This window comes from Nitrosomonas sp. (assembly GCF_021731985.1).
Taxonomy (GTDB): domain Bacteria; phylum Pseudomonadota; class Gammaproteobacteria; order Burkholderiales; family Nitrosomonadaceae; genus Nitrosomonas.
On the sequence record NZ_JAKFWH010000036.1, the window covers coordinates 1 to 24,365 of the forward strand.

Here is a 24,365-nt window from a genome sequence, read left to right on the forward strand (position 1 = left end):
AAATAATGAAAACGAAAGAAGCAATTCAGGAAGCGGAAGAGCGTATCCGGAAACTGGTGCGCGAATTACCGGATGAAAAAAGATTATTATTTTTCCAGCAAGCAGAAAAAGATCTGAAAGATCCGGATACCTATGCGGCGTTAAACGCTCTGTTTGTCGCCGGGCTTCATCATTTTTATTTGGGTCAATGGGTTCGCGGTTCGATTAATTTATTCATTTTTGTGGCTGGAATGGTTTTTTTGTTTGCCGGGCAAGTGGCGATTGGAATCGGGTTGCTGATCGCGATCAGCCTGGTTGAGCTAAAGGCCTTGTTTGCCGCGCAGATCGTGGTTCAGGATTACAATAATGCGGTGATGGAAAGAATCTATCGTGCAGTGATCAAAGATTGATTAAACTTAAGTTCCGCTCGTGATTGCGCTGTATGTGTTTTCTAACTGGGTTGTTGATATAAAAACTGAAACTTAGGAAATATCCAATGCAAGAGTTGTTACGCTTATTTCTATCCAAAAGTGTTTATGTCGCACTGTTTGTTGCCGGTACGCTATTCGCGCAAAATGCCGGAGCCGAGAAGATATGGAACTGGACCTATAGGGGAGGCAGCATTGTTGCCAGCGGGACATTTACGACGTCCGAAAACGTGGATTCTCTGGGTTTTTATCAAATCTCCAGCATCGCCGGTCACCGCAATGGTGACCCCATTAAAAAGTTGCATCCGACCGGTAGCGCGATTCCAGGCAACGAGCCCCATACGCTGGATAATTTGATCCGCATTGATACGCAAGGTCAGATTACCGTGCATGGATTCGGTTTTTCTACCGCATCAGGTAACTATGTCAACACCTTTTTTTCCGATTCTCTCGCAACACCGGGCTATAGGGAAGTATTTACAACGGTATCGACTTTTAGTGAACTACCGGTCACATTCTTAGCCACACCGGTGACAGAACCTGAAATGAGTGTGGAGCCGCCAGACGGGCAATCAAAGAATAAGGATTAATAAAGCGCGATGATGCATTCTTTCCTTAAACGTGAACCCATATCCTTTGCGTCATAAGAAAAAAGTCCGATGTGATTCACCGCAAGTTCGATAGGTTCTTCTTTCAGATCTTTAATCATGGTTGCTATTGATGCAACGGCATGATTGGCGTTATAAATACCAAGGGTAACATGGGGAATATAGTGCGTATTTCTGAAATCCTGTCTGTCGTCAATCAAAGTATGCCGGATGACTTCTAGCGATCCGGAAGGATCCATTACTTCAAGAAATGGCGCTGACGAAAAGCTGTTGATGCCACCGATTGACACGATAAAGGGCGCCAATTTCAGGGCATGAAGCGCTGCCTGCTGTTTTGTGAGGGCAGCTTGTGTGATGTCGTCATTATGAATGATGTGTTCGCTTAAAAAACCGCTGATGGCAAGCGTAATATGCGCCTGCCGCTCATAAGGATGCAGAAGCAGATCCTTGAAAAGGGGATGGTATTTTTTCAAGCGATTATTGACTAATACGGTGTCACTATCGATAGCCCATAAATAATAGCGCGGACGGTTTTTATGCCATTCTGGGTATTCGCGTTTCTCAGCTGCTTGGGTGTGTTGTTGCTGTGTAAAAAATTGCCAGGTATCGGTGTAGTACACGAGTCTGTGTGCGAATGAATGTAATGAGCGCTCTATCGCTTTGATCTTACTCCTGTTTGGCACGTTGTTGGCGCTTTCATGCTGGCTGGGTCAGGAAATGGGTTTCACATTGCCGATTTCTCGGTTTGTGCACATCATTTATCAGCGGTGGTGCGGTGAAAATGCAGCATTTTCACTATCCTGATCAAACAAATGTTGGGCTGAAACGTACCAAGGTACAAATTAGTGCGAACTGTTGCGTTCTGGTTCGTGACAGATCATTCAAGAATTAAGGCAAAGACAGCCCTTTGCCTAATCTCTTCAGTCAACTATCCCAGCACTCTGCGGATAGCCCCGGCCAACTCCTCAGCTGCAAATTTGGCGACGTAGGCATCAGCGCCCACCGACTTAACGTGATTCTCGTTAGCTTCACCCGTCAGCGAGGAATGAATCACCACAGGAATTGATTTGAATCGCTGGTCATTCTTGATGTTGCGGGTGAGTGTGAATCCATCCATTTCCGGCATTTCCAGGTCGGTCAATACCAGAGCTACCTTATCCTGTATTGTTTTACCTTCGGATATGGCCGCATCCGACATAGACTGAATACGGGTCCAGGCTTCAAGCCCAGTCTTCGTCATCACAAAAGGAACATCGAGCGCTTTGAGCCCGTTTTCGATCAAGCTGCGTGCGAGCGGCGAATCATCGGCAGCCAGGATGACTGTTCCAGCGGGAAGTTTGATCTGAGGGCCAACATTCTCCGGTGTCAAGTCGTCAGTCGAGTTGGGCAATACATCGCGCAGTATTTGCTCAACATCAAGCACCTGCGCCAGTCGTGAGTCTTCTGTATTACCGTCTAGGCGTGCAATGCTGGTGATCAGATTACCGCCATTATTTTCTGCGGCAATTACCTGATTCCAATCCAGACGTGCAATTTCACTAACTTCCTCAACTGCGAAAGCTTGGGTCGAACGCGCGTATTCAGTGACCAATAGAATTGGAGTTCCCTTTTTCGGCGTACAACCCACAACCTTTGGCAAGTTAATAACCGTAATGATTTGGCCGCGAATATTGGCGACCCCCATCACATTGGCGGGTGCATTGGCTACTGCGGTGATGGTCGGCATGACCAGAATCTCACGTATTTTGAAAACGTTAATGCCATATAATTCGCGGTGATCGGTACCGGGCGCTTCGCCTAAACGGAACAGTAATAATTCAAACTTGTTGTTGGATGTCAGGTTAGTGCGTTCGTCAATTTCGTGTAATGCCGTGTTCATGGAGTGTTCTCCCGCGGTCGGTAAATAGGAAATTAGCAGTGTATCGTATTGATTGAGTCAGGAAGAACGCTATAAGCGCGATAAAACGACCGCTTTTCTGCGGATTCAAAATGGGGGCATGCGCGCTAGTAGTCAGTCACGTTGAAGAACGAGGATACAAGCGTGCCAGTTTGCGGCGCGCATCCTGAGAGGTGAAGTGCCAATTGACGAGAGCCGCCTTGGCATTGCGGGCATTGATATTTGCCTCTACTTCACGGCGTAGATGATCTTTGTCTGGAATGCGTTGTGTCAGGCGCATGTTGGACAAAATGGAATTCCAGTCTTCGCGCTAAATCGTGCGCTTGTTCGACTGGAAAGACCGCATAGAGGGATTCGATTTTGTGGGTGTTAAGGTTACCAAAACCACTCGAATAACGCTGGCCTGCGGATAAATACCGGCAATGTGCTTCATGCACTGGGCAATCAATCACAATCTCACCAAAATATTCATCTATTAACTTTTTTATTTCGTTAGAATTTGTTGAACAATACAGCTGGTACACATGATCTAACCCATGCGAAGTGCTAGCCTGTCAGTGGACGCCGTTATGGCGAATATGCCGCATGGCATCAAATCATCACCTCCCCGCTACAACGCTGCCAGATGTTCGCAAACGAATTGGGGGAACGTCATGGAATCAATGTCGCTGTTGAGCCGCGTTTTAAGGAAGTCGGGTTTGGCGCATGGGAAGGGTTGAGCCATGATGAAGTCAAAATTGACCGGACCGATGAATGTCAGGCTTTTCTGAAAGACCCAGCTAACCATCGGCCGCATGCCGCAGAGCCGCTCGACAATTTTATCCAGCGCGTCAGCTTAGCTTATGAAGAAGCTATCGAATGCGATCGTGGAAACCATTTTCTGATTGTTGCGCTTGCCGATGTGATGCGTGCCATTATTGCAAAAACAGTGCATGCCTCTCCGTCCGGTCTGTATCGAATCAAAATCAGCAATGGCGGGATTACGCGTATTCGACATACAAAAACTGGCGGCGTATTGGAATTGCTGAATGGAAGATTATCTGATTGAGTAACAATCATCACAGCCATCAATCAGTAGTTACTCTTTTCTCCTTAGATAAAGTGATAACGACCCTCAATGTGTACAATGTGAGCTGGGTACACGTATTTGCAGACATATGGTCTGAATTTGTTTTACGGTCAAACTACCGGAACGGCCGATACGGTTATCTATAGTTTTGGCGATCCCATCAGTGGCAGCCGCACGGGTAATCCCAATAGCGAAGCTTTTACTGCGGAAGCCAGTTATACGCCGTTTGGTAAAACTAATACTTCAGTCATGAGTACATTCGTAAATCTGCGTCTTGCTGTGCAATACATTCACAATTTCAAATTTAATGGTAGCGTCCATAATTATGATGGCCTCGGCCGCAATGCTGTTAATAACGATACGCTTTACTTTAATGCGTGGCTGGCTTTCTAAATTCCGCTTTTGTAAATTTCTGTTGCTTCAAATCGTTGAAAAAATAAACATATTCTACCGGTTGCGCTAGTAAGAGTTGATCTCATCAGCTCTTACTAGCCTATGACATAAAAATTCCGGATTACACCTCCTGCGATCATGAGTGACAGTAGGTGCATCACCGATTTCGCGATAAATTCTCCGCTTTTGATAAATTACGGGTAAAAGAGCCTTCTTTTACAACCCGTATTTTCAAGACTACCTTGGTATATTCCCCGCTGGAGATTTTGCCCATTTAGGTTGCCTGCATGATTGCCTTATGAAGGACTTAAGTGGAAATTTCCTTTTGCTGTCAATACGAATCTGGGTTTGGCTTGCAGTTGACCGGCGAGCGCATCCAGCCAACAGATGAAATAAAAATTTTAAAGGAATAACACTATGAAGATTCGAGTCTTGGTAACTGGTTTACTGGGTTGTACTTTGATGGCAGCCCCTTTGGTGCACAGTGCTCCAATGGGTGATCGAGTACAACAAGTTATTAAATACAAGTCATATAACGACAGCCTTTGGGCAAGTTTTTATGACGGAAATGTTTCTCTGAATGTGAGCGGGAATGTGTACGATGATTTTTCAGGGGCCGTGTCGACCAGTCTATACGCCGGCTACTATAACGAAGCAACCGGCGATTCGTGGTTTATTTCCTGCAACTTTCCTGCTGGCGGGGATGAGGTGTCCATTAAGCAGGTGAATGAAGATTGGATCTTAGGTTTAAAAGGCACGCTGGATCCTGCTGATGGAAATTGCATTGCGTCCAACGTAACCGCACCCGTTGTGATCGATCTGAGCGGGCACGATACTAATGATTATCGCAGTGCATCAGCGGGGCATGGCAAATCCATGTCTCCCGGAGAGTCATGGAAGTATGCTAATAAGAGTTACCAATTTTCTGCAGATATAATCGGGACTGTCAATTCTATGGATGGACCGTGGGGTGGTTCTGTTAGCACCAGCCGGAATTATAATATTCAGAAAATAAAGTAATTCCGACTCAAATCGTTTCTTCCGTGCATAAAACCCACTCTGACGGGTTTTATTGCCTGAAAATTTCCAGAAATGGGATCTGGAAAACACAAAGCAGTGCAGCCGGATAGGTCCGAGGTAAGCGCGGTTACTCTATATTTTCTTCGTTACACTCCACTGAAAACCGGTAACCCGTTCCCCGTACGGTTTGTACCAAATTCTCTTTACCGACCGCTTCTAGAATTTTTCGCAGCCTGCGAATATGAACATCGACAGTACGGTCCTCGATAAAGACATGGTCACCCCAGACGCGATCAAGCAGTTGTGAACGTGTGTGTACCCGCTCTTTATAGGCCATTAGATAATGCAATAAACGGAACTCGGTGGGGCCCAGTGAAATTTCTGATAGTTTTTCTGGCTCATCACTGGTATACACATGTACTCTGTGTGTCGTTGGGTCAAGTTTCAATCCACCTATTTCAATAATTTCATCCGACATTTCGGGTAAGCGCCGGCGAAGCACAGCTTTGATCCGGGCAAGTAACTCGCGGGGTGAGAAAGGTTTGGTAATGTAGTCATCTGCGCCAGCTTCCAGTCCGGCAATTTTGTCACTTTCCTGAGAGCGGGCAGTGAGCATGATAATCGGGATCGCTTTGGTACGGTCTTCTCGCCGGAGTTTGTGTGCAAATTCGATGCCACTCATGTCGGGGAGCATCCAATCCAATAACACGAGATCAGGCAGAACATTGTTGACCATTTTTCTCGCTTGCTCCGCACTCTCAGCGCATAAAACCATATGCCCCGCTCTTTTCAAATTGAGTGCGATTAATTCCTGGATCGCAAGTTCATCTTCAACGATTAGTATTGTTACAGCCATGAACTACCCCATTTATATTAAATGTAGCTAAAAGATGTTGAGATAATATAAACAAAGCATGACATATTTATGACAGTACGATGAATATAATGCATTTTGCAATGAATGGCCGATTAATTACCTTGATTGATCAGCTAAAACGGTGAATTTGATTCTGAAAAAAGACGTAATGAGACTGAATCTATCGGAGTGATTTGATCTCTGTGCTTGAATTCCCAATTGTTTGATTCATCATCGTCATACTCCGGCCGTCGTGTTGTAAGGATTCTCATCTTAGCGGTGCAGTGTAAAAGTTCTATGACATGCCCGGTTTGCGCCGCAGCATTCCGTCAAGAATCCAGATGGCGAAGGAAACTGGAACAAATCATTTTTTCTTCGATTCACAGTACACACGTCAGCAAGTCTCGAATATTTATGGCTTACACAACAAGTCAGTGAATAGGCCCCAAGCCCCTTCTGAGTACTTCACGCGTTTTGATTAAAGCTGTTGAAAAACTATCTGCGTTGCCGCCGCGGTGTTAAAAACAGGCTCAAAATGCTCATTTATTAAGCATAAATTGCGCTTTTTCGCCTGTTTTTGCCTTGCCTAGGCGGCCTCGAATACGTTTTTCAACGGCCTGTTAAACCCAAATGACATCTAAATGTCATGAAAGTGAAATATTCAGCTTGTAGTATGCACAGGCATTACTGACGGGAGATTTCTGTCAGATTAGATGTTGTTTAATGCACTCAAATTATTTAATTCAACGGGTTTTATGCATAAGTATTTTTCTAAAAGAATAATTTCATTAACCGGAATGGTACTGCTACTGCTTGCTACTTCTGTGGCAAAGGGGAATAGCCTAGAGAATTTGGCAAAAGCGCTGGCGAAGATCCGGGGCGAAGTCGAGACATTGCAAACACAACTGGACACCGAGAAGGATAAGCACGGCAGCAGAATGTCTGCGCTCACTTCGCAATTGGCAGATTTGAGTGTGGAGGAAAGAAGGCAAAAGCTAAGTATCGAGAAACTGCAGCACTCGATAGAAAAAATGACTGTTAACGCCAAAAAAGCGGAACAATCGGGAGAGAGTCTGAAACCCGTGTTATTAGCGATGCTAGCAGATTACCGGCAGCATATTCAGACAGGTTTTCCATTTAAGCCGGAAGATCGTATCAGGGCACTGGGAGATCTGGAGAGTAATGTAGTTAATCAGCTGATTGATCCTAATAAGGCAGTTAATCAGGCATGGTCCCTCATAGAGGATGAAATTCGTTTAAGTAAAGAAAATGGGATCTATCAACAAATTATATTTCTAGAGGGAGAAAATGTACTGGTTGACATTGCAAAATTAGGCACCGTTTTTCTTTTCTTCCAAACCAGAGATAACAGATTTGGGATGGCTAAACGATTGTCTGAGGGTGGCTGGAAATATGAAACAGTTGATGACACGAACGATATTGAACGTATCAAGAATTTATTTGATTCGTTGAAGAAACAAATACGCCAAGGTTATTTTGAATTACCTAATCCGTTGAGAAAATGAATAAAGCATTATTAATATCGTTACTGTTGTTTGCGATGGCAGATACAGTCTATGCCAAAGATAATATATCCACAGTTTCTTCAGAAGATGTATCCGTATCAGCACCCGAAGAAAAACCCAATGTGGCTTCACCCAAAAAGCAGAATTCACCTAAGCTGGAATCAGTTAATTTAGAGACTGCTTACAAGCGTGAGTATGCTTTCCTAGAGGCACAGAAGCGGGAATTGATCGACCGGCTTAAAAACTATCAATCCAGTGCCAGTCGTGAAGAGCAGGCACTGAGCAGTAAGATTAATGGCCTTGAGCGGAACTCAGTCGAACGTTCAGCCAAAATTGATCAACTGAATGCACAGCTGACAGAAGTCGAGCGTAAAGAATCTTCCGTTACTGAACGCAGTGATGCCCTGGAGACAACCTACTTGCAGGCGGAAGCGACGCTTAAGAATCATGGAATTGAAATGCCTTCATCCATGAAAGAAATGCAAGGTAATGACCTCGTCAAAGTCGGGTATTTTTTTAGACAAGCGCTTTCTTTAATTCAGGGGCTTGGAGCGATTCAGGCAAAACCAGGGAATTTCTTTTTAGAGAGTGGCAAGCAAACACAAGGGACAGTTATCCATTTAGGCAATATAGCTGCCTACGGTGTCAGTGATGAGGGGAGCGGTGGTTTGGTCCCCGCAGGCGGCGGTAATTTCAAGGTATGGAAAGATTCCGGTGCTGATAATGCGGTCTTACTGAGTAAGAATGAGCAACCTGACCTATTAAAGTTATTTTTATTTGAATCGCGCACCAACGCAATTGACGAAACGCGCGAAAAAACAATCCTGAGTATTATTGACTCAGGAGGGCCTATTGGCTGGGTCATCGTAATACTTGGCGGCGTTGCACTGTTTCTTATTCTGATCCGGGCATATTTGCTGCGCTCGAATGGCGCAAACACAAGTAAGCTGACAGATCAGATCATGCAGCAACTTGCAGCAGGTGAACTGGATGTCGCTAAAAAAAGCTGTGAAGACGATTCATCCGCCATCGGACGGGTTCTGCACTATACCTTGCGTCATTTGAAAGATGACAGAGATCACATGGAAGGCATTGTATACGAGGCTATCCTGCAAGAATCCGGCCCGTTAGACCGGTTTGGGCCAGCCATTCTGGTTATTGCCTCGATCGCCCCACTCCTCGGTTTATTGGGAACGGTGACCGGGATGATTGAAACTTTTGACATGATTACTGAGTTTGGTACCGGTGATCCAAAATTACTCTCTGAAGGCATATCGATCGCACTGGTCACAACCGAATTGGGATTGATTGTTGCAATCCCGACTTTGCTGCTGGGATCTATATTGTCTACCTGGGCAAGAAACATTAAGCGCGACATGGAGCATTCGGCACTTAGGATCATTAATGTTTTTCTGGGTGGCGGGCTTGAGTTGGATGAGTCGAATGTGGCGGCTGTTGAAGAAAATTTCGCTGGTGTTGTATAGCGTACGAAATGGATCCGACAGAACTCATTATATTGACCAAGGAATTGTTTGTTGCAGGTGGGATAGTCATGCCGCCCTTGGTGCTTTGTATTTTGTTACTTTGGTACGGATTGGGCTATCGATTCTGGGTCATGAAAGAACCCAAATGGATGGGGGTGCGCGATATGTTGAAATACTATCAGGAGCACAGTGAAAAACCAGCCAAAAATATTGTAGCGCGTGCGATCAAGCAAGGCCTGGAGTTTAAAAAGAAAGGCGTCAAAAATCTGCGGCGCCACTTGGATGCGGCTTTTTATGAGTATGAAAGAGAGATTGGTAAATTCTCTGTGCTTATTCATGTTGTCATTCTTATTTCTCCGTTGCTTGGATTGTTGGGAACTGTCATTGGAATGATCGAGACATTTGATTCGCTGGCGACCATGACATTGCACTCTCAATCGGGTGGAATTGCCGGCGGGATTTCACAAGCCTTGTTTACTACGCAAATGGGGCTAACGGTTGCGATTCCCGGATTATTGGCGCATAGCATCCTCATTAGGAAGCAGCGCCAGATTGAGCAGGATCTTGAGCAGGTCAAAGATATATTGTGTCATCAAACCACTGTTAAAAAATTTAATGAGAAGTAACGAATTATGAGATGCAGAGAATCCAATGAGGCCGAAGCCATGATCGATATGGCGCCATTGATTGACATCGTTTTTATTTTGCTGATTTTCTTCATGGTTACCACGACCTTCGTAAAAGATATGAAATTGGAGCTGGAACGCCCCAAGGCAAGCAGTTCGACGGCCGCATCCAGCAAGGCCATTCGCTTGTTTATTGATCGGCATGGCGACACTTATCTGGATGGTGAACCGGTTCGTTTGTGGCTGATACAAAGTAAATTGCGAGATTTATTGAGTACTGCTTCCAGCAAAGTAATTTTAGTAGTTACTGATGAAGGTGTTCCTGCGGGGAAATTGATCGAGGTAATCGATCAAGCGCGCTTGTCGGGAGCAGAGAGTGTAGGTGTTGCAACTAAGAAAGAAGCGGGGTAAACGATATGGAAACAAAACATTTTAATCAACACGTGGCAGGGGCTGTGTCGATGTTACTGGGACTGATTTTAGTTTTCGGTCTGATAATAACGATGAATCATTACATGGGAAAGATCGAGAGAGCGCCTGCACAGGAAGTGACAGAAATCAGTATGGCTAGAGAGATCAAACAAGAGCCGAAAAAGGAAATTAAAAAAGTAGAGCCAAAAAAAGTTACTCGACCTCAGGCACCTGCGCCTTTCAAAGGTCTTGATACCGCACTTTCCGGCATTGATTTGGGATCGTTGGGTTTGGATGATGGGCAAGGGAGAGGTTTGGATGACGGCCTGTTAGGTAAAACAGGTAATGCCGTGATGACTGCAGACTTGGTGGATGTTCCACCGAAACCCATCACCAGAGGGGTTTTTAGATATCCGCCCGCAGCCAAGAAGAATGGCGTTAAAGGCTATGTTCTCTTGTCGGTACTTGTCGAGATTGATGGTTCAGTCAATCAAGTACAAGTGTTAGAGTCGAATCCGTCTGGAATCTTTGATGCGGCTGCTGTGCAAGGTATCCGCGCTTGGCATTTCGAACCGGCAAAATATAAGGGAGATACGGTCAAAGTATGGGCAAAGCAAAAGATTCGTTTTGATCTTTCCTGATGTTCTCGCTTAATGTTTAATTGCGGCGAAATAAAATGAATTATCAGATCCGGATAGCCAAGCCGATTCAATACCTCATTGTTGTTTTTATCCTTGGATATTGCAGTAGCGCTGCATGGGCAACCGAGAAGAAAGTACAACCTACAGATTTTATTGAGCTGGCTGCGGTCATGCTGAAAGACGGTCATAGTGATCGCGCTTTATTGGCATTGCAAAGTGTTGATCTGGAAAATAAGAAAACAGACTTGGTAAGATTCTATACGCTGCAAGGTCTTGCTTATATGAATCTAAATGACCTAGAGGCAGCCAAGGATAGTTTGCAGCAGGCTGTTAAAAATGGACAGAAAGACCCAGCGATTTTTATCTATTTGGCGCAAGTCTATTTTGGATTGAAAGATTATAAGCAAACGATTCAGGCCATTGTCAAAGCGGGTGACCAGGCCAATAAAGATGCTTCTTTAATCAGTTTAAAAGCAGAGTCCTATTGGCACTTGAAAGAAACCGATGCGGCCATTAATGCTTTAAATGAGGGGCAGAAAATTTTCCCAGGAGATTTTCGCTTTCTGAAGCGCAAAGTTTTCTATTTTGTTGAACTGGGGTTATACCAGGAAGCCACGAATCTCGGTAGAGAATACCTTAAACGATCAAAAGCGGCTGCAGCCGATTATATTGCACTAGGGAATGCCCTGAGACTCAGTAGAGAATACCAAGAAGCATTGAGTATTCTGGAAATTGCCCGATTGCAGTTTCCAAATGATGAAATGATCGCAAAATTGCTCGCGCATACCTACCTGGATCAAGGAAAATTCAATTCGGCGGCATTTATTCTGGAGCAGGCCGCTTTACTGAATCCAGCGCTACAGGCTGAGGCGGCCGAGATTTATCGGCGTGCGGGTCGTTTTCATAAGGCATTAACGCTGAATGAGAGCATCAATGATCAGAAGGTGAAATTTAAACAAAGATTGTCACTCCTCCTTGCATTAAAGCAGTTTGAGCGTGCGGCCAATATGGAATCCAGTTTATATCGCGCTGGGTTATTGGAAGATCAAGATGTGCGCTATGCGCTTGCCTATGCCTTATTTTCAAGTGGACGCTTTCCCGAAGCGAACAAACACTTAGATCATTTAAAAAATGCTGAGCTATTTAGAAAGGGAACCGAGCTTCGCCGCTTGATGGAAGTTTGTAAAACCGAGCCATGGCAATGTACGTAATACCGTTACTTACAGCCCAAGCATCGTGCAGTGGGTATTTAATATCACGGTCTGTAACCAATCAGCCGGCTGAATACTCCGAGCGGAAAACATCATCATCTGTTGTATTTTTGTTTATACCGCCTTAGTGCCTATCTAGCCTATTTCCCTAATTGACTAACTCTATTTATCTTCACGAGCAAACAGATTGCGGGTGAAGAGAGGGCTTTGTACGCCAAATGAACACTCAATCTTACAAATTTTCCCGGTCTTTTGTTTTGCGAACAGTTTTAGATTATCGATATCTTTCTTCTATTTCTCAAAGCATAAGCTGTAGAAATACCCTGATGCACTCCTTGCTTTTTCTGCTCGTTTTCATTTCGATAGGTCTGGTAAGTCCTTCTGCCCGGGGAGACACGGAAAAAGCCGAATTTTCAATTCACCTATTTCAGGATGGGTTGCCTGTTGAGGATGCTGAGTTGTCCATTAGCAGCGAAGTATACGAGAGATCGAATCCGAAAATGATCTTTGAGGTTATTCCATCTACGTTTAGTTGGAAAGCGGATGGAGATTCTTCCATCAAGACCAATGCGAATGGCAGTGTGGCTGGGAGATTGCCTCCTGGGTTTTATCACATGACGATCAAGACGAAGGATCAGGTGTTTAATTTTGATTTGCCGCTGCGTCCGGCAGAGAACACGCAAATCCTGATCACTTTCTATCCGAATAAAAAGAAGCCATTGCTCAATATTGAAAGTTCATTGTCTGGCATTATCGGGCCAGATATCGCTGCTGAAAAACCGCGAGATCAAGGTGAAGGCACAGTCAATGTGCAAGTGATCTCTGCAGAAACACAAAAACCAGTCAAAGATGTGCAGGTTTTTCTGAGTGGATCGAAGCAGAAGTTAAGAACCGATGAGCAGGGGCGAATCACTGCGACGGTACCCGCAGGCAATTACAGCGTGTCGTTGCTGCATAGTGCTTATAGCAGTCAAGCGCAGGATGATGTGAAAATTGAGAATGGGCAGAATACTGATTTAAGTTTTAAATTGACGCCCGCAGGTGTTGAGTTGGCTGAATATGTGGTGTTGGAGCCTCATCTCGCAGGAACGGTGGCTTCTATTATCGAAGAACAAAGAAAGTCAACGGCAGTAGCAACGGTGATAGGGGCTGAACAATTTAGCCGGGCTGGCGATGGGGATGCTGCCAGTGCTTTGAGAAGGGCGTCCGGATTAACGCTGGTAGGGGGACAATTCATTTTTATCCGTGGGCTGGGCGAGCGTTTTTCCACGACACTGGTGAACGGTGCCGCGGTTCCCAGTCCGGATCCGACTAGACGTGTTGTGCCGCTGGATCTTTTTCCGACCAATATTCTTGAAAGCGTGATGGTGCAAAAGACCTATTCGCCGGATCGCCCTGCAGAGTTTGCAGGTGGTACGGTGGAACTGCGAACACGTGGAATTCCCGATGCATTTTTCTTCAATTTAAATTTGCAAACGGGCATGAATGATAATACGACTTTTCAGGACGGCTTGACTTATAAAGGAGGCGGTGCTGATTTTACAAGCTATGACGATGGAGCGCGTGCATTGCCCGGCTCCATTGCTGACGCAACCCAGAATGGCGAGAAAATACAGCCAGTGTCTCCTTTAAATCCGAGTGGAGTTCCTCCTGCGCAGCTTGAAAAGCTGGGCGAGGATTTATCAGGAGTATGGGATGTCGATAAGAAAAAACGCGGACCTGACTCCGGCATTCAGGGTTCAATGGGAGATAGTTTTTCATTTGGAGACTTTAGGCTGGGATATATCGCAGCAGCAGGCTGGAAACAGGAATTCAGGAAGCAAAATGAAGTCAATCGTGAATTTGCCGCTGCCGATACGAGCGATGGCAGCTTAAGAAAGGTCCAGGATTTCGATATGCAAAGATCGCTGCGGGAAGTGCAGGTAACCGGTTATGCGGCGACAGAGCTTCAGTACAAAGACACGCACCGGATATTTGCTAAAACGATGTTTTTGCGTCAATCGTTTGATGAAGCCAGGGTTACTCAAGGCTTTACCGATGCAGAGACGAGCCCTATCCGGCGGACGAGACTTAAGTTTTTTTCTAATCAATTATTAATGAATCAGGTAGGGGGGGAGCATCGTTTTGATTGGATGAGAGATTTATCCATTAGCTGGTTATACACCAATGCAACCGCCAACAGAGATGAGCCCAAAACGCGAGATTATCGTTATGATTCCAATATAGATACCGGCGCCTATTTTTTTTCTCAGCGAGCGGATAGCAATCAGACCACGTTTTCAGACTTGATTGACAAAGATCAGAGTTGGCGGGTTGACGGGAAAATACCGTTTCAGCTGCTAACGAATCACAAGGTTACTTTGAGTAGTGGTTTTATTACCCAGAACAAAACTAGAGATTCGAATATTCAACGTTTTAGTTACTTCCGATTCGGTCCGGATGCGTCTAATCCGGCAGTTTATGGGCAGCCATCCGTGGAAAGTATTCTGCGGCCCGATCATATTGGTGCAAATGGGTACCAGCTTCGCGACGTGACTCGCCCGAGCGATCAATATACTGCTTCCCAGAAACTTTTTTCTTATTATGGGAAAATGGATTGGATGTTGTATGACAGGGTCAATATTTCGGGCGGATTGCGCTGGGAAGACAATAATCAGAAGGTCGATACGATATCTCTGAATAATAAACCGACTACTGCCGGACTCAACAGAGTTGATATGTTGCCATCAGTAACGGCCACGCTTTTCCTCACGGATAAGCAGCAGCTCCGTGCGGGTTTCAGTCAAACGTTGTCAAGACCGGATTTCAGAGAATTATCGTCAGCGCCATTTACCGATATGAATACCAACCAGGAAACTGTCGGTAATCCCAACTTGAAACAAGCAGCCATTACCAATTGGGATGTACGCTGGGAGTATTATTTATCGCCAACTGAGAATATCTTTGCCGGCCTTTTCTGGAAGGATTTAACCAATCCGATCGAGCTGATTGCAGTTCAAGGCACTGCTGGACTCAATACCTATCAGAATACCGATAAAGCAAAGGTCTATGGAATTGAGATGGAATTATTAAAGAAGTTGGATTTTGTAAATCCCCTTCTGCAGAATTTCTTTATCGGGGGTAACTACACCTTGTCAGCATCCAACGTTCTTTTGACTGCCGAGAATCTCACAGCGCAAACGACGAATGACAGGGCATTACAAGGACACTCCGCACATATTCTCAATTTTCAGATCGGTTACGATAATCCGGCCTGGAAAACACAAGCGACACTGTTATACAACATTTCCAGCAAACGCATCATGGCAGCTGGGGTGTTGGGGGCACCCGACAAATATGAACAACCTGTGCATCAATTGGATTTTGTGCTGAGCCAGAATTTATATAAAGGAATGTCGATGCAGGCTTCCATGCAAAATTTACTCGATGATGATATCCGCATTACGCAAGGCGATGAAATTGCGCGCCAGTTCCGCCGCGGGCGATTTTTTAATCTGAGTGTCCGTTTGGCTTATTGATATTGTATCAACGCAGTTCTTTGTTTCTATTGGTAACCTATTCATTCCTGTATTTGCCCGGTTATATGCGAACGCTCCGGTATCTGCCGATACTTGGAGGTCGTCAATACATCTTGGTGTAGATAAACTTCCTGGTTTGTTCAGTCCTAGATTAAACAGGAGGCCCGGATCTATAAAATAGATCAGTACAACTATCGTTTCATCATCGAGAACGGACAAATTGTTGCAGATCATTGGACAAGGTTTTAATTGATTTGTAATAACCTGAGCGTGATTCCAGAATATAAATTTCTTTATTTCAAATTATTTCATGACAGATGTTTTACATGTGAATGTAATACGCTTGTCATGTTCGCCTGTTAGATTTGCCCTACCCTAAAAAAACTTGGAGGTGGGCGAATTATGTTTAAATTAAATTGTATAAAAGAAAAATTAATGGCTGCGTCAGCAGTTCTATTGAGTACCGTCACATTAAATGGATATGCAGCAACAGCGACCTTCGATCCGTCAGCAGGGGTTGTTGATCTCCCGGTCGTTGAAGTTCTGAGCGGTGGATCATCTGCATTCTATAGCGCTAAATTACAACTCAGCGGAGATGAGTTGCAGTTGGTTGATGCTAGTCCAATTTCAGCAACGAAAGGACAACGTAATGTTTTTGATTCTGATACGAGTGCAGTTCATATTGCTTCAGTCGGAGTCGGAGCGGATGATTATTACGCTAAATTGAAATTGGTGCCTGGGTCTAATCCATTGCGCTTTAAAGTGGAACAGCTCGTCAAAAATGCATTTGAAGTTTGTCCCAGTTTTGCAACTCCGGGTGTATCAGCAGGATCCTGTGTTTTAAGCGGTGAGATTAACTCCGATATTACACTGACCAAAAACATCACTTGGGTATTATCGGGTGGCGTCTATATTGGCGGCGATAAAACTAGAAGTGCCACACTGACCATCAATCCAGGAACCAAAATATTTGGCGAGGCAGGTGCTGACTATTTGTGGATCAGACGCGGTTCGAAAATCATGGCAGAAGGCACGCCGGATAATCCGATTGTTATGTCCGGACCGCTTCAAACATCGGCAGGGGAATGGGGCGGTTTAGTCATTTCTGGCAATGCACCGGTGAATGGTTGTAGTGTGGGTGTGGCTCTTTGTGAAGTGCCATTCGAAGCCGTTACCTCTGAATTCTATGGCGGTAACAATCCAACGGATAACAGCGGAGTGGTTAAATATGTGCAAATTCTCTTTGCTGGAAATGCCATTCGTCCCGATGAAGAACTCAATGGCTTCACGCTTAATGGTGTTGGTTCAGGAACGATTATTGACTATGTGCAAGTCCATGAAGGTTTGGATGATGGCGTAGAAGTATTTGGCGGCACGGTTCAGATGAAGCACCTGGTGTTGACGAACAATCAAGACGATTCTCTGGACTGGACAAGTGGCTGGAAAGGGCGCGCGCAGTTTGTTCTGATTAAACAATCTTCAAGTGTTGGTGATCGTGGAATTGAAGCTGACAACAATGAGAAAAACAATGACAGTCTTCCGCGTTCTCAACCTATTCTGTCAAATTTAACGATTATAGGTCGCTCTGGTTCGACTGCAACACAAGGCATTTTATTGCGTCGCGGAACAGGTGCAAATATCTGGAACACTGTCGTTACTGGTTCTCCAGCTTGTTTAATGATTGATAGCGCTTCGACCTTCGTGAATGCCGGATCACCGGGTAGTTTGACGGGTGGATTAACCATAGTAAATTCTTTTGTTCAATGTGCTAGTAACTACAAAGATGGAACAGGTGCTACATTTAAAGTGGCTGACTGGTTCACGTCTCAATCCGAAAATAAGGCAGAAGATCCTCTCTTGAGTGGCTATTTACCAGCTACCGGATCGCCTCTGATACTGGGTGGTGCTGCTGTTACTGATCCTTTCTTTACTGTAGTGGATTACGCTGGTGCGTTCAAGGATTCAGGTGACGACTGGACCGAAGAATGGACTTTTCCATTTAACTAAAAAAGTATTTTGCTGATGCATTAAGTAGCAACGCTTTTGACCAATTCAACTAATCTCCTTCTGTTGAATTAAAAGAATCGCTGGGTTTTGGTTTTAGCAGCCCAGCGATTTTTTCTTAACCACGCTTCCGGTAATTTCTTAGTTTACATTCTCTGTTCAGTATTCTTCTAAGATCAGGACTGTAATAACAGTTCTCCGGGATAAACCCAGAATCATTGACATAAAACATTCATCAATAATTCATTTTGGTGACATCACTGATTAATGTTGGGACTATAAAGTGACAGTGGCGAGTGCGGTTTATTTCATCGGATCGTTCTTAAGATTTTCTACGTAATTCTCAATTCTTATGGAGAAAGTTCATGAAGAAGTCGATCTTAGAACTGTTAGCTTATGTCGTTTCAAAAGCCATGGCTTATATTGATACGCTAGGTGTAATGAGCAAAAAAATTTCTAAGGAGTTATAGGGCCATGAGCGACAATATCTTTATGATCGTGGCAGTGAGTGTTTGCTTTGTCATATTAAGTATTATCTGCGGCATGGTAATTTATGGTGTAGCGATAGATTGGGATAGCATTTCACGCATCATCATTGGAGTTTATCTCTATCAGGTGTACCTCTTGCTTAGAATTATCTGGGACAAACCCAAAAATCAGAAGCAATCTTCAAAAGGAAGCGCTTCCGGAATGTTATCTAAGGAATCTTATAGGCCTCTGGCCGCTCGATAGTCATTCTATGCTCCCCTCTAGTTAGTATAGAAAAACCGCTTAACCCAAGCACTTCTGTAGCCGGGAGTGTCACAACGATCCAGGAGATCGGGGGCGTGTTGAATTGGGTTCTATGTTTGCTTTGTTTCATTATCTCAAACCGCACCTCCCAGTCAGCTAACTGTTGGCAGTCCGTTGGGGGGATTCTTCCAAAGCAATCTGCTTGTCATAATTCTGCAACATCATCTGATTAAGATCTCATCTCATTCAAGTTCCATTTCTTTCGATAGGAGATTTTTAGATGAAGCTGCAATTTGTTTTTGCGCTGCTTGTTACTACTGCAGCATTGATCGTTACTCCTGTTACTTATGCTGCCGATATTACCGGCGCTGGCGCAACCTTTCCTTATCCGATTTATGCCAAATGGGCTGATGCCTATAAGAAACAAACCGGCGTTCGTATGAATTACCAATCCATTGGTTCCGGCGGCGGCATCAAACAAATCAAAGCCAAGACCGTTGATTTCGGGGCATCTGACAAGCCCTTAACGCTGGAAGAACTGGAAGTAAACGGACTGACTCAATTCCCGACGGTACTGGGCGGTGTGGTTCCGGTGATCAATGTAGATGGCGTCAAACAAGGACAGATCCGATTAACCGGAACAGTTCTGGCGGATATTTTTCTGGGTAAAATCAAGCGCTGGAATGATCCTTCGATTGCTGATCTTAATGCCGGTATTGATTTGCCAGCCAGTAACATCACCGTTGTGCATCGTGCCGATGGCTCAGGTACGACTTTCTTGTTTACCGACTACTTAAGCAAGGTCAGCCCGGAATGGAAAGAAAGGGTTGGTGCGGATGCTTCCGTAGCCTGGCCTGTTGGTACCGGCGGTAAAGGTAACGAAGGCGTGGCCAATTTCGTAAAACAGATCAAAAATTCGATTGGTTACGTCGAAGCAGCCTACGTGAAGCAAAGCAAAATGAATTATGTCCAGTTGCAGAACCACGATGGTATATACGTGATACCTACTGAGGATGGTTTCAAAGCTGCGGCTGCCAACACGCAGTGGGATAAGGCCCCCGGCTTTTACGAAATTCTTACCAACAAACCTGGCCAAAACAGTTGGCCGATTACCGGTGCTACCTTCATTCTTATGCATAAATCTCAAGAAAATCCTGCTCAGGCTTTAGCGGTGCTGAAATTTTTTGAATGGGTATATGCCAACGGTGATGAAATGGCGCTGGAGTTGGACTACATTCCGCTGCCAGATAGTGTGATCAAGCTGATCGAGGATTCCTGGGAAGCCAATATCAAAGGTAAAGATGGCAAAGCCATCCTCTCAGTTAAACACTGACATAGAAAGGAGCCAGGAACCACAGCGTGGGAAACGCGCAGTGTCATTCCCTGGTGCACCGTCAGGTTTGACTACAAGTAATAAGCTCCAGTGCGTTTTCAGCTAGGTGAAACAAAACGATGTCAAAAATACACTTTGCCGCAAAGCTAAAAAGACAGCTTCTATTTGACTGGATATTTCATAAAGTCACTTGGTTCTTTACATTTGTTGTTTTTGCATTGCTGGCTGCACTTATTGGTTCACTGCTAATTGGTAGTATGCCGGCCATCAAAGCCTTTGGGTTCGATTTCCTTTTTAGCGCCGACTGGAATCCGGTTACTGAGAAATTCGGCGCATTGGTACCCATCGTGGGTACGTTGATTACTTCAATCATTGCGCTATCGATCGGTATTCCAGTTAGTTTTGGCATTGCGTTGTTTCTTACGGAATTATCACCGCCGTGGTTACGCCGCCCGCTCGGGACGGCGATTGAGTTGCTGGCAGGGATTCCCAGCATCATTTATGGCATGTGGGGCTTATTTGTATTTGCGCCGCTTTTTGCTCAATATATTCAGCCTTGGTTGCAGGATACACTAGGGCAGGTGCCAGGAATCAGCTTTTTATTCGAAGGCTCTTTTATGGGAATTGGCATGCTGACTGCGGGTATTATCCTGGCGATTATGGTGATTCCTTTCATTGCCGCAGTCATGCGCGACGTGTTCGAGATTGTGCCGCCCATGCTCAAGGAATCAGCTTATGCTTTTGGTGCCACTACTTGGGAAGTGATCTGGTACGTGGTCCTACCCTATACCAAGATCGGCGTAGTCGGCGCTATTATGCTCGGCCTTGGCCGTGCCTTGGGTGAAACCATGGCAGTTACTTTTGTGATCGGCAACGCGCACCAGTTACATGCCTCACTTTTCATGCCGGGAAACAGTATCGCTTCAGCGCTGGCCAATGAATTCACTGAGGCGGATGGCGAACTGTATACCTCAGCGCTGATTGAGCTGGGTCTGATTTTGTTTTTTATTACTTTTGTCGTGCTGGCCTTTTCCAAGATTTTGCTGGTGCAACTCAAGAAACGTGAAGGCACAGCCACCTAGAGGCGCATCATGATCCCAATTTACACGCGACGACGCATCGTTAATGCCATTAACCTCACTTTCTCCATTCTGGCCATGGTTTTCGGTTTGTTCTGGCTATTCTGGATATTGTTTACCTTATTTGAAAAAGGGCTGGGCGGAATCAGCATCGCCATATTTACCCAGATGACACCAGCGCCGGGTAGCACAGGTGGTCTGCTCAATGCCATCGTCGGCAGTCTGGCGATGGTAACACTTGCTACCTTGATCGGTACGCCGGTCGGTATCATGGCGGGCACCTATTTGGCTGAATATGGCCAGCGCGGCTGGCTTGCTCCCGTTACTCGTTTCATTAACGACATCCTGCTGTCTGCGCCGTCAATCGTTATTGGTCTTTTTGTTTATACCGTCTATGTTGCGAAGATGGGGCATTTCTCCGGCTGGGCCGGGGCGCTGGCACTGTCGTTGATTGTCATTCCTGTCGTCGTGCGAACTACCGAGGATATGCTGCGGCTGATTCCGGACAGTTTGCGCGAAGCAGCTGCCGCTTTGGGCGCGCCGCAATGGAAAATAGTGACGCTGGTTACTTGGCGTGCTTCCAGAGTTGGCATAATGACCGGTGTACTGTTGGCCATTGCGCGCATCAGCGGAGAAACCGCACCGTTGCTTTTCACTGCGCTCAACAACCAGTTCTGGAATGCGGACATGAATCAACCCATGGCTAATTTGCCCGTCGTTATATTTCAGTTTGCCATGAGTCCCTACGAGAACTGGCAGGAATTGGCATGGACTGGGGCTCTGCTGATCACACTGAGCGTTTTGGGGCTGAATATCGCCGCTCGATTCTTTTTACGTAAACAAGCTTTGGTAAATTAGGGCGCTCTCGCCATTAAACGAGCCACGGTAAATAACTTCTGGTTAATGTTTATAAACGGATCATTAATATGAAAAACCAACAGACACTGTTTTACAGCAAATTCATTGGGTCGCATGATTACCAACAACCAACGACGCACGAATCTAAATTAAAAACTGAGATGAATATAATCCCTTCGCAATCGATTGCTCCCAAAGTATCCATCAACGACTTAAACTTTTACTACAATGGATGTCAGGCACTGAAATCTATTAACATGAACATCTTGGAGAGAAAAATTACCGCATTCATTGGCCCTTCCGGATGCGGAAAATCCACGTTACTGCGCACTTTCAACCGCATGTATCAGCTCTATCCCAGCCAGGAAGCTCGCGGTGAAATCATGATGGATGGCATGAACATTCTCGACAAGAAGCAGGATATTAATATGCTGCGCGCCAAAGTCGGTATGGTTTTTCAGAAGCCTACCCCATTTCCGATGTCGATTTTCGATAATGTGGCGTTTGGCGTAAAACTGTATGAAAGCTTAAATCGCAATGAGCTGGAAGAGCGAGTGGAATGGGCACTACAAAAAGCCGCTTTATGGGAGGAAGTCAAAGATAAACTGAACCAGAGCGGCATCAGTCTTTCCGGCGGCCAGCAACAACGCCTGTGTATTGCACGCACGATTGCGGTGAAACCCGAAGTCGTGTTGCTTGATGAGCCGACTTCAGCACTTGATCCAATTTCTACCGCACGGATAGAAGACTTGATCTTTACGCTCAAGGAGGATTACACCATTGTTATTGTTACTCACAATATGCAACAAGCAGCGCGCGTTTCCGACTATACGGCGTACATGTACCTGGGCGAATTGATCGAGTTTTCGGATACCGATACAATCTTTACGAAACCCAAACAGAAAGCTACAGAGGATTATATTTCTGGAAAATTTGGGTAGTACGATTTGGCTCTCCCTATCCTATTTATGCAATCCAACATAATTATTAATCATGTGAATGCAGTAGTTTTCGGTTAGAAGTTTAACAAACCTAGTTGGTTGCATTCGTTTCGCAAAGTACGGTTCACGCTATCTTGGGGCATTCGTGTGTTGCTTCAATCGCCAATTTCATTTAGAAACTATTACTAAGACCTCTGCACAACCACAAAAAATTTTGTTGGCAGATTTTTCAGATTCATGCAAATGCTTTTCAGCATGACTTGAGTGTTGACTTTTATTGTTCCGAAGTAGCTGGCGCGTTCCATTCTGAATAACTGAACTGTTTTACTGATTCGATCTGGTTGATAGGGATTTGCCTTGCTAATTATATTTCTTAAGCCTGTTTCTTGATTAATGCAGAGATATCTTTAAACAGCTTTTTTCTTGCGTTGTTCAATACCAAGGCGGCATCATTGTCGCTTATTTTTGCTGCTTGCGCATCCAATTGTTCGAAGGTCATGCAGGCTTTGAGATACTGACTAGCATCGGGTATTGATTTGAATTTTTCATACGGTGTTTTTATGTCCTTAGATTGGTATTTCTTACGTTCTTTTCCCTTGTCATCCGTGATTGTTTGCGGGGAAGAAGCACGGGCGATGAAAGTTGACGTAAGGGTTAAGATACTCAGTACAGAAGGCATTGACCAAACTGGCGCAGTATTGCGGAATATGCGCATGGCCAAAATGCTTACGCACCACTGATGCGTTCTTGGATTCTGCCAGTGCATTATCGTTGGAATGCCGGGGCCGTGACTTGGTGAACTCAACCAGCAGTTTTGCGACCTTGTAGTTGATATACTCCGAGCCGTTATCCGAATGGAATCCGAGAATGACAAACGGAAACTCATCCAATAACTGCCGGCATGACCGGTAGCAAATAAGCCTCACTGATCTTCTCGCAAGTGGCGACGAACTGCATCTGCGTCACACAGTCCACCGCGTTGATGTGATACACGCTTTTGACGCCATCCTGGTCGTCTTGATGCACGCTGTCGATACGGATATAGCATTCGGTTGCGGGGCGCGGCGTTTGCCGATGGGAATCCCAGTTGGGTTTGTCTTGGTCCAATGCCGTCGTTTGTTCTGGTACTGCTTGTTCCCACACAGGTTGTACAGGTGAGAAACCGATATGTCGGGCAGACGCTCAAAGCGCACATCACCAAATACTTGAAACGCACGCTCCATGAGCTGCTTGGTGGCAGGCCCGGACAGTGTCCGTTTTTTGGGGCAACACGCTGTGGGTGTTTAGATAGCTTCCCATCCTTGCGGTATTGTCGTACCAATCGAGTCACTTGCTGCCGTGACAACCCAGTCATGCGCTCGATATATCGCAGCAATACGCCTTTTTCTACCCGGCCATGCGAGGCGTAGCCAAACCGCTTGAACACACGCTCGATAAACTGATTACGCTCTCCCTTGGAAACTCGAAATGTAACCTCCGATGTCCCGCCCAGAAATGCCTTGATCTGCGACAAGGTCTTTAACTTCGCTTCTTCCATATTGATCACCATGCTTCGCATAATGACCGATTCAGCAATTCAATTTCAGATTCATTCCTTGGTGGAAATATGCTGGCCCTTCAGACTCTCTCAAGAAACACAATATATCCACATGATTAGTTGAATGATTTTTTAAGTTGATTGAGGAGCGGGAACGAGTTGCATGCCAAGTTTTTCAGCACGCTTGGCGAGGTGATGTATAACACGCTGGCGA

Annotated in this window: 23 protein-coding genes and 1 pseudogene; 18 read left to right on the top strand and 6 right to left on the bottom strand. The window is 45.2% G+C overall.

What is annotated here, in order from left to right; genetic code table 11:
* Window positions 1-389 (top strand): hypothetical protein (locus QZ942_RS04665; RefSeq protein WP_292993527.1); only part of this gene is annotated, 389 nt, incomplete at its 5' end.
* Window positions 390-475: 86 nt separating this feature from the next.
* Window positions 476-997, top strand: coding sequence for a hypothetical protein (locus tag QZ942_RS04670; protein ID WP_292993528.1), 522 nt, complete (start codon window positions 476-478; stop codon window positions 995-997).
* Here the strand turns inward: QZ942_RS04670 and QZ942_RS04675 are convergent.
* The 3 genes from QZ942_RS04675 to QZ942_RS04685 form a co-directional block, all read right to left on the bottom strand.
* A complete protein-coding gene (locus QZ942_RS04675; protein WP_292993529.1) occupies window positions 994-1,698 on the bottom strand; it encodes a 2'-5' RNA ligase family protein in 705 nt (234 codons plus the stop codon). The genes QZ942_RS04670 and QZ942_RS04675 overlap by 4 nt on opposite strands.
* 245 nt (window positions 1,699-1,943) lie before the next feature.
* Window positions 1,944-2,894, bottom strand: coding sequence for a chemotaxis protein (locus QZ942_RS04680; RefSeq protein WP_292993530.1), 951 nt, complete (start codon window positions 2,892-2,894; stop codon window positions 1,944-1,946).
* Window positions 2,895-3,030: 136 nt separating this feature from the next.
* Window positions 3,031-3,201, bottom strand: a complete 171-nt coding sequence (locus QZ942_RS04685) for a hypothetical protein (protein ID WP_292993531.1) — start codon at window positions 3,199-3,201, stop codon at window positions 3,031-3,033.
* 303 nt (window positions 3,202-3,504) lie between these two features.
* Here QZ942_RS04685 and QZ942_RS04690 point away from each other — a divergent pair.
* The 3 genes and pseudogenes from QZ942_RS04690 to QZ942_RS04700 all read left to right on the top strand — a co-directional run.
* Window positions 3,505-3,960: pseudogene (locus QZ942_RS04690) on the top strand (histidine phosphatase family protein); the annotation flags it as partial.
* Between the two features lie 99 nt (window positions 3,961-4,059).
* Complete coding sequence (locus QZ942_RS04695; protein WP_292993532.1) at window positions 4,060-4,374, top strand: hypothetical protein; 315 nt, start codon at window positions 4,060-4,062, stop codon at window positions 4,372-4,374.
* A 417-nt stretch (window positions 4,375-4,791) separates the two neighbouring features.
* Window positions 4,792-5,394 (top strand): hypothetical protein, encoded by a 603-nt coding sequence (locus QZ942_RS04700; protein ID WP_292993533.1) that lies wholly within the window; start codon window positions 4,792-4,794, stop codon window positions 5,392-5,394.
* 127 nt (window positions 5,395-5,521) lie between these two features.
* On the opposite strand, the gene phoB is transcribed toward QZ942_RS04700, so the two are convergent.
* Window positions 5,522-6,250 (bottom strand): phosphate regulon transcriptional regulator PhoB, encoded by a 729-nt coding sequence (gene phoB / locus QZ942_RS04705; protein ID WP_292993534.1) that lies wholly within the window; start codon window positions 6,248-6,250, stop codon window positions 5,522-5,524.
* A 797-nt stretch (window positions 6,251-7,047) separates the two neighbouring features.
* On the opposite strand from phoB, the gene QZ942_RS04710 reads away from it, so the two are divergent.
* The 13 genes from QZ942_RS04710 (at window position 7,048) to pstB (ending at window position 22,614) form a co-directional block, all read left to right on the top strand.
* On the top strand, window positions 7,048-7,776 hold the full coding sequence (locus QZ942_RS04710) for a DUF3450 domain-containing protein (protein ID WP_292993535.1): 729 nt from the start codon (window positions 7,048-7,050) through the stop codon (window positions 7,774-7,776).
* A complete protein-coding gene (locus QZ942_RS04715; RefSeq protein ID WP_292993536.1) occupies window positions 7,773-9,260 on the top strand; it encodes a MotA/TolQ/ExbB proton channel family protein in 1,488 nt (495 codons plus the stop codon). The genes QZ942_RS04710 and QZ942_RS04715 overlap by 4 nt, the downstream gene beginning before the upstream one ends.
* An 8-nt stretch (window positions 9,261-9,268) precedes the next feature.
* Window positions 9,269-9,886 carry a MotA/TolQ/ExbB proton channel family protein gene (locus QZ942_RS04720; RefSeq protein ID WP_292993537.1) on the top strand — a complete coding sequence of 206 codons (618 nt, stop codon included), beginning with the start codon at window positions 9,269-9,271 and terminating at the stop codon, window positions 9,884-9,886.
* Between the two features lie 6 nt (window positions 9,887-9,892).
* Entirely contained in the window at window positions 9,893-10,297 is a 405-nt protein-coding gene (locus tag QZ942_RS04725; protein ID WP_292993538.1) for a biopolymer transporter ExbD, read from the top strand.
* A 5-nt stretch (window positions 10,298-10,302) separates the two neighbouring features.
* The gene (locus QZ942_RS04730; RefSeq protein ID WP_292993539.1) at window positions 10,303-10,938 is read left to right on the top strand and encodes an energy transducer TonB; all 636 of its coding nucleotides are present in this window, start codon (window positions 10,303-10,305) and stop codon (window positions 10,936-10,938) included.
* Window positions 10,939-10,973: 35 nt separating this feature from the next.
* Window positions 10,974-12,149, top strand: coding sequence for a tetratricopeptide repeat protein (locus QZ942_RS04735; RefSeq protein WP_292993540.1), 1,176 nt, complete (start codon window positions 10,974-10,976; stop codon window positions 12,147-12,149).
* A gap of 326 nt (window positions 12,150-12,475) precedes the next feature.
* Window positions 12,476-15,667: a TonB-dependent receptor gene (locus QZ942_RS04740; RefSeq protein WP_292993541.1), complete on the top strand. Its 3,192-nt coding sequence runs from the start codon at window positions 12,476-12,478 to the stop codon at window positions 15,665-15,667.
* A 402-nt stretch (window positions 15,668-16,069) separates the two neighbouring features.
* Window positions 16,070-17,674: a hypothetical protein gene (locus tag QZ942_RS04745; RefSeq protein ID WP_292993542.1), complete on the top strand. Its 1,605-nt coding sequence runs from the start codon at window positions 16,070-16,072 to the stop codon at window positions 17,672-17,674.
* Between the two features lie 471 nt (window positions 17,675-18,145).
* Window positions 18,146-18,403, top strand: coding sequence for a hypothetical protein (locus tag QZ942_RS04750; protein ID WP_292993543.1), 258 nt, complete (start codon window positions 18,146-18,148; stop codon window positions 18,401-18,403).
* Between the two features lie 280 nt (window positions 18,404-18,683).
* Window positions 18,684-19,736: a phosphate ABC transporter substrate-binding protein PstS gene (gene pstS / locus QZ942_RS04755; RefSeq protein ID WP_292993544.1), complete on the top strand. Its 1,053-nt coding sequence runs from the start codon at window positions 18,684-18,686 to the stop codon at window positions 19,734-19,736.
* 119 nt (window positions 19,737-19,855) lie between these two features.
* Complete coding sequence (pstC, locus tag QZ942_RS04760; RefSeq protein ID WP_292993545.1) at window positions 19,856-20,818, top strand: phosphate ABC transporter permease subunit PstC; 963 nt, start codon at window positions 19,856-19,858, stop codon at window positions 20,816-20,818.
* A gap of 9 nt (window positions 20,819-20,827) precedes the next feature.
* Window positions 20,828-21,673 (top strand): phosphate ABC transporter permease PstA, encoded by an 846-nt coding sequence (gene pstA / locus QZ942_RS04765; protein WP_292993546.1) that lies wholly within the window; start codon window positions 20,828-20,830, stop codon window positions 21,671-21,673.
* A 68-nt stretch (window positions 21,674-21,741) separates the two neighbouring features.
* On the top strand, window positions 21,742-22,614 hold the full coding sequence (gene pstB, locus QZ942_RS04770) for a phosphate ABC transporter ATP-binding protein PstB (RefSeq protein ID WP_292993547.1): 873 nt from the start codon (window positions 21,742-21,744) through the stop codon (window positions 22,612-22,614).
* A 373-nt stretch (window positions 22,615-22,987) separates the two neighbouring features.
* On the opposite strand, the gene QZ942_RS04775 is transcribed toward pstB, so the two are convergent.
* Both QZ942_RS04775 and QZ942_RS04780 read right to left on the bottom strand, forming a co-directional pair.
* On the bottom strand, window positions 22,988-23,329 hold the full coding sequence (locus QZ942_RS04775; protein ID WP_292993548.1) for a hypothetical protein: 342 nt from the start codon (window positions 23,327-23,329) through the stop codon (window positions 22,988-22,990).
* A 207-nt stretch (window positions 23,330-23,536) separates the two neighbouring features.
* On the bottom strand, window positions 23,537-24,151 hold the full coding sequence (locus QZ942_RS04780; RefSeq protein WP_292993549.1) for a hypothetical protein: 615 nt from the start codon (window positions 24,149-24,151) through the stop codon (window positions 23,537-23,539).
* Window positions 24,152-24,365 lie beyond the last annotated feature (214 nt).

Coding starts and splice junctions, on each gene's coding strand:
- QZ942_RS04700 (WP_292993533.1), top strand. CDS start 4,792: ATGAAGATTCGAGTCTTGGTAACTGGTTTACTGGGTTGTACTTTGATG.
- QZ942_RS04780 (WP_292993549.1), bottom strand. CDS start 24,151: ATGGAAGAAGCGAAGTTAAAGACCTTGTCGCAGATCAAGGCATTTCTG.
- QZ942_RS04725 (WP_292993538.1), top strand. CDS start 9,893: ATGAGATGCAGAGAATCCAATGAGGCCGAAGCCATGATCGATATGGCG.
- QZ942_RS04740 (WP_292993541.1), top strand. CDS start 12,476: ATGCACTCCTTGCTTTTTCTGCTCGTTTTCATTTCGATAGGTCTGGTA.
- QZ942_RS04680 (WP_292993530.1), bottom strand. CDS start 2,894: ATGAACACGGCATTACACGAAATTGACGAACGCACTAACCTGACATCC.
- pstB (WP_292993547.1), top strand. CDS start 21,742: ATGAAAAACCAACAGACACTGTTTTACAGCAAATTCATTGGGTCGCAT.
- QZ942_RS04715 (WP_292993536.1), top strand. CDS start 7,773: ATGAATAAAGCATTATTAATATCGTTACTGTTGTTTGCGATGGCAGAT.
- QZ942_RS04720 (WP_292993537.1), top strand. CDS start 9,269: ATGGATCCGACAGAACTCATTATATTGACCAAGGAATTGTTTGTTGCA.
- QZ942_RS04730 (WP_292993539.1), top strand. CDS start 10,303: ATGGAAACAAAACATTTTAATCAACACGTGGCAGGGGCTGTGTCGATG.
- QZ942_RS04750 (WP_292993543.1), top strand. CDS start 18,146: ATGAGCGACAATATCTTTATGATCGTGGCAGTGAGTGTTTGCTTTGTC.
- QZ942_RS04775 (WP_292993548.1), bottom strand. CDS start 23,329: ATGCGCATATTCCGCAATACTGCGCCAGTTTGGTCAATGCCTTCTGTA.
- QZ942_RS04745 (WP_292993542.1), top strand. CDS start 16,070: ATGTTTAAATTAAATTGTATAAAAGAAAAATTAATGGCTGCGTCAGCA.
- QZ942_RS04670 (WP_292993528.1), top strand. CDS start 476: ATGCAAGAGTTGTTACGCTTATTTCTATCCAAAAGTGTTTATGTCGCA.
- QZ942_RS04735 (WP_292993540.1), top strand. CDS start 10,974: ATGAATTATCAGATCCGGATAGCCAAGCCGATTCAATACCTCATTGTT.
- QZ942_RS04710 (WP_292993535.1), top strand. CDS start 7,048: ATGGTACTGCTACTGCTTGCTACTTCTGTGGCAAAGGGGAATAGCCTA.
- pstA (WP_292993546.1), top strand. CDS start 20,828: ATGATCCCAATTTACACGCGACGACGCATCGTTAATGCCATTAACCTC.
- phoB (WP_292993534.1), bottom strand. CDS start 6,250: ATGGCTGTAACAATACTAATCGTTGAAGATGAACTTGCGATCCAGGAA.
- pstS (WP_292993544.1), top strand. CDS start 18,684: ATGAAGCTGCAATTTGTTTTTGCGCTGCTTGTTACTACTGCAGCATTG.
- pstC (WP_292993545.1), top strand. CDS start 19,856: ATGTCAAAAATACACTTTGCCGCAAAGCTAAAAAGACAGCTTCTATTT.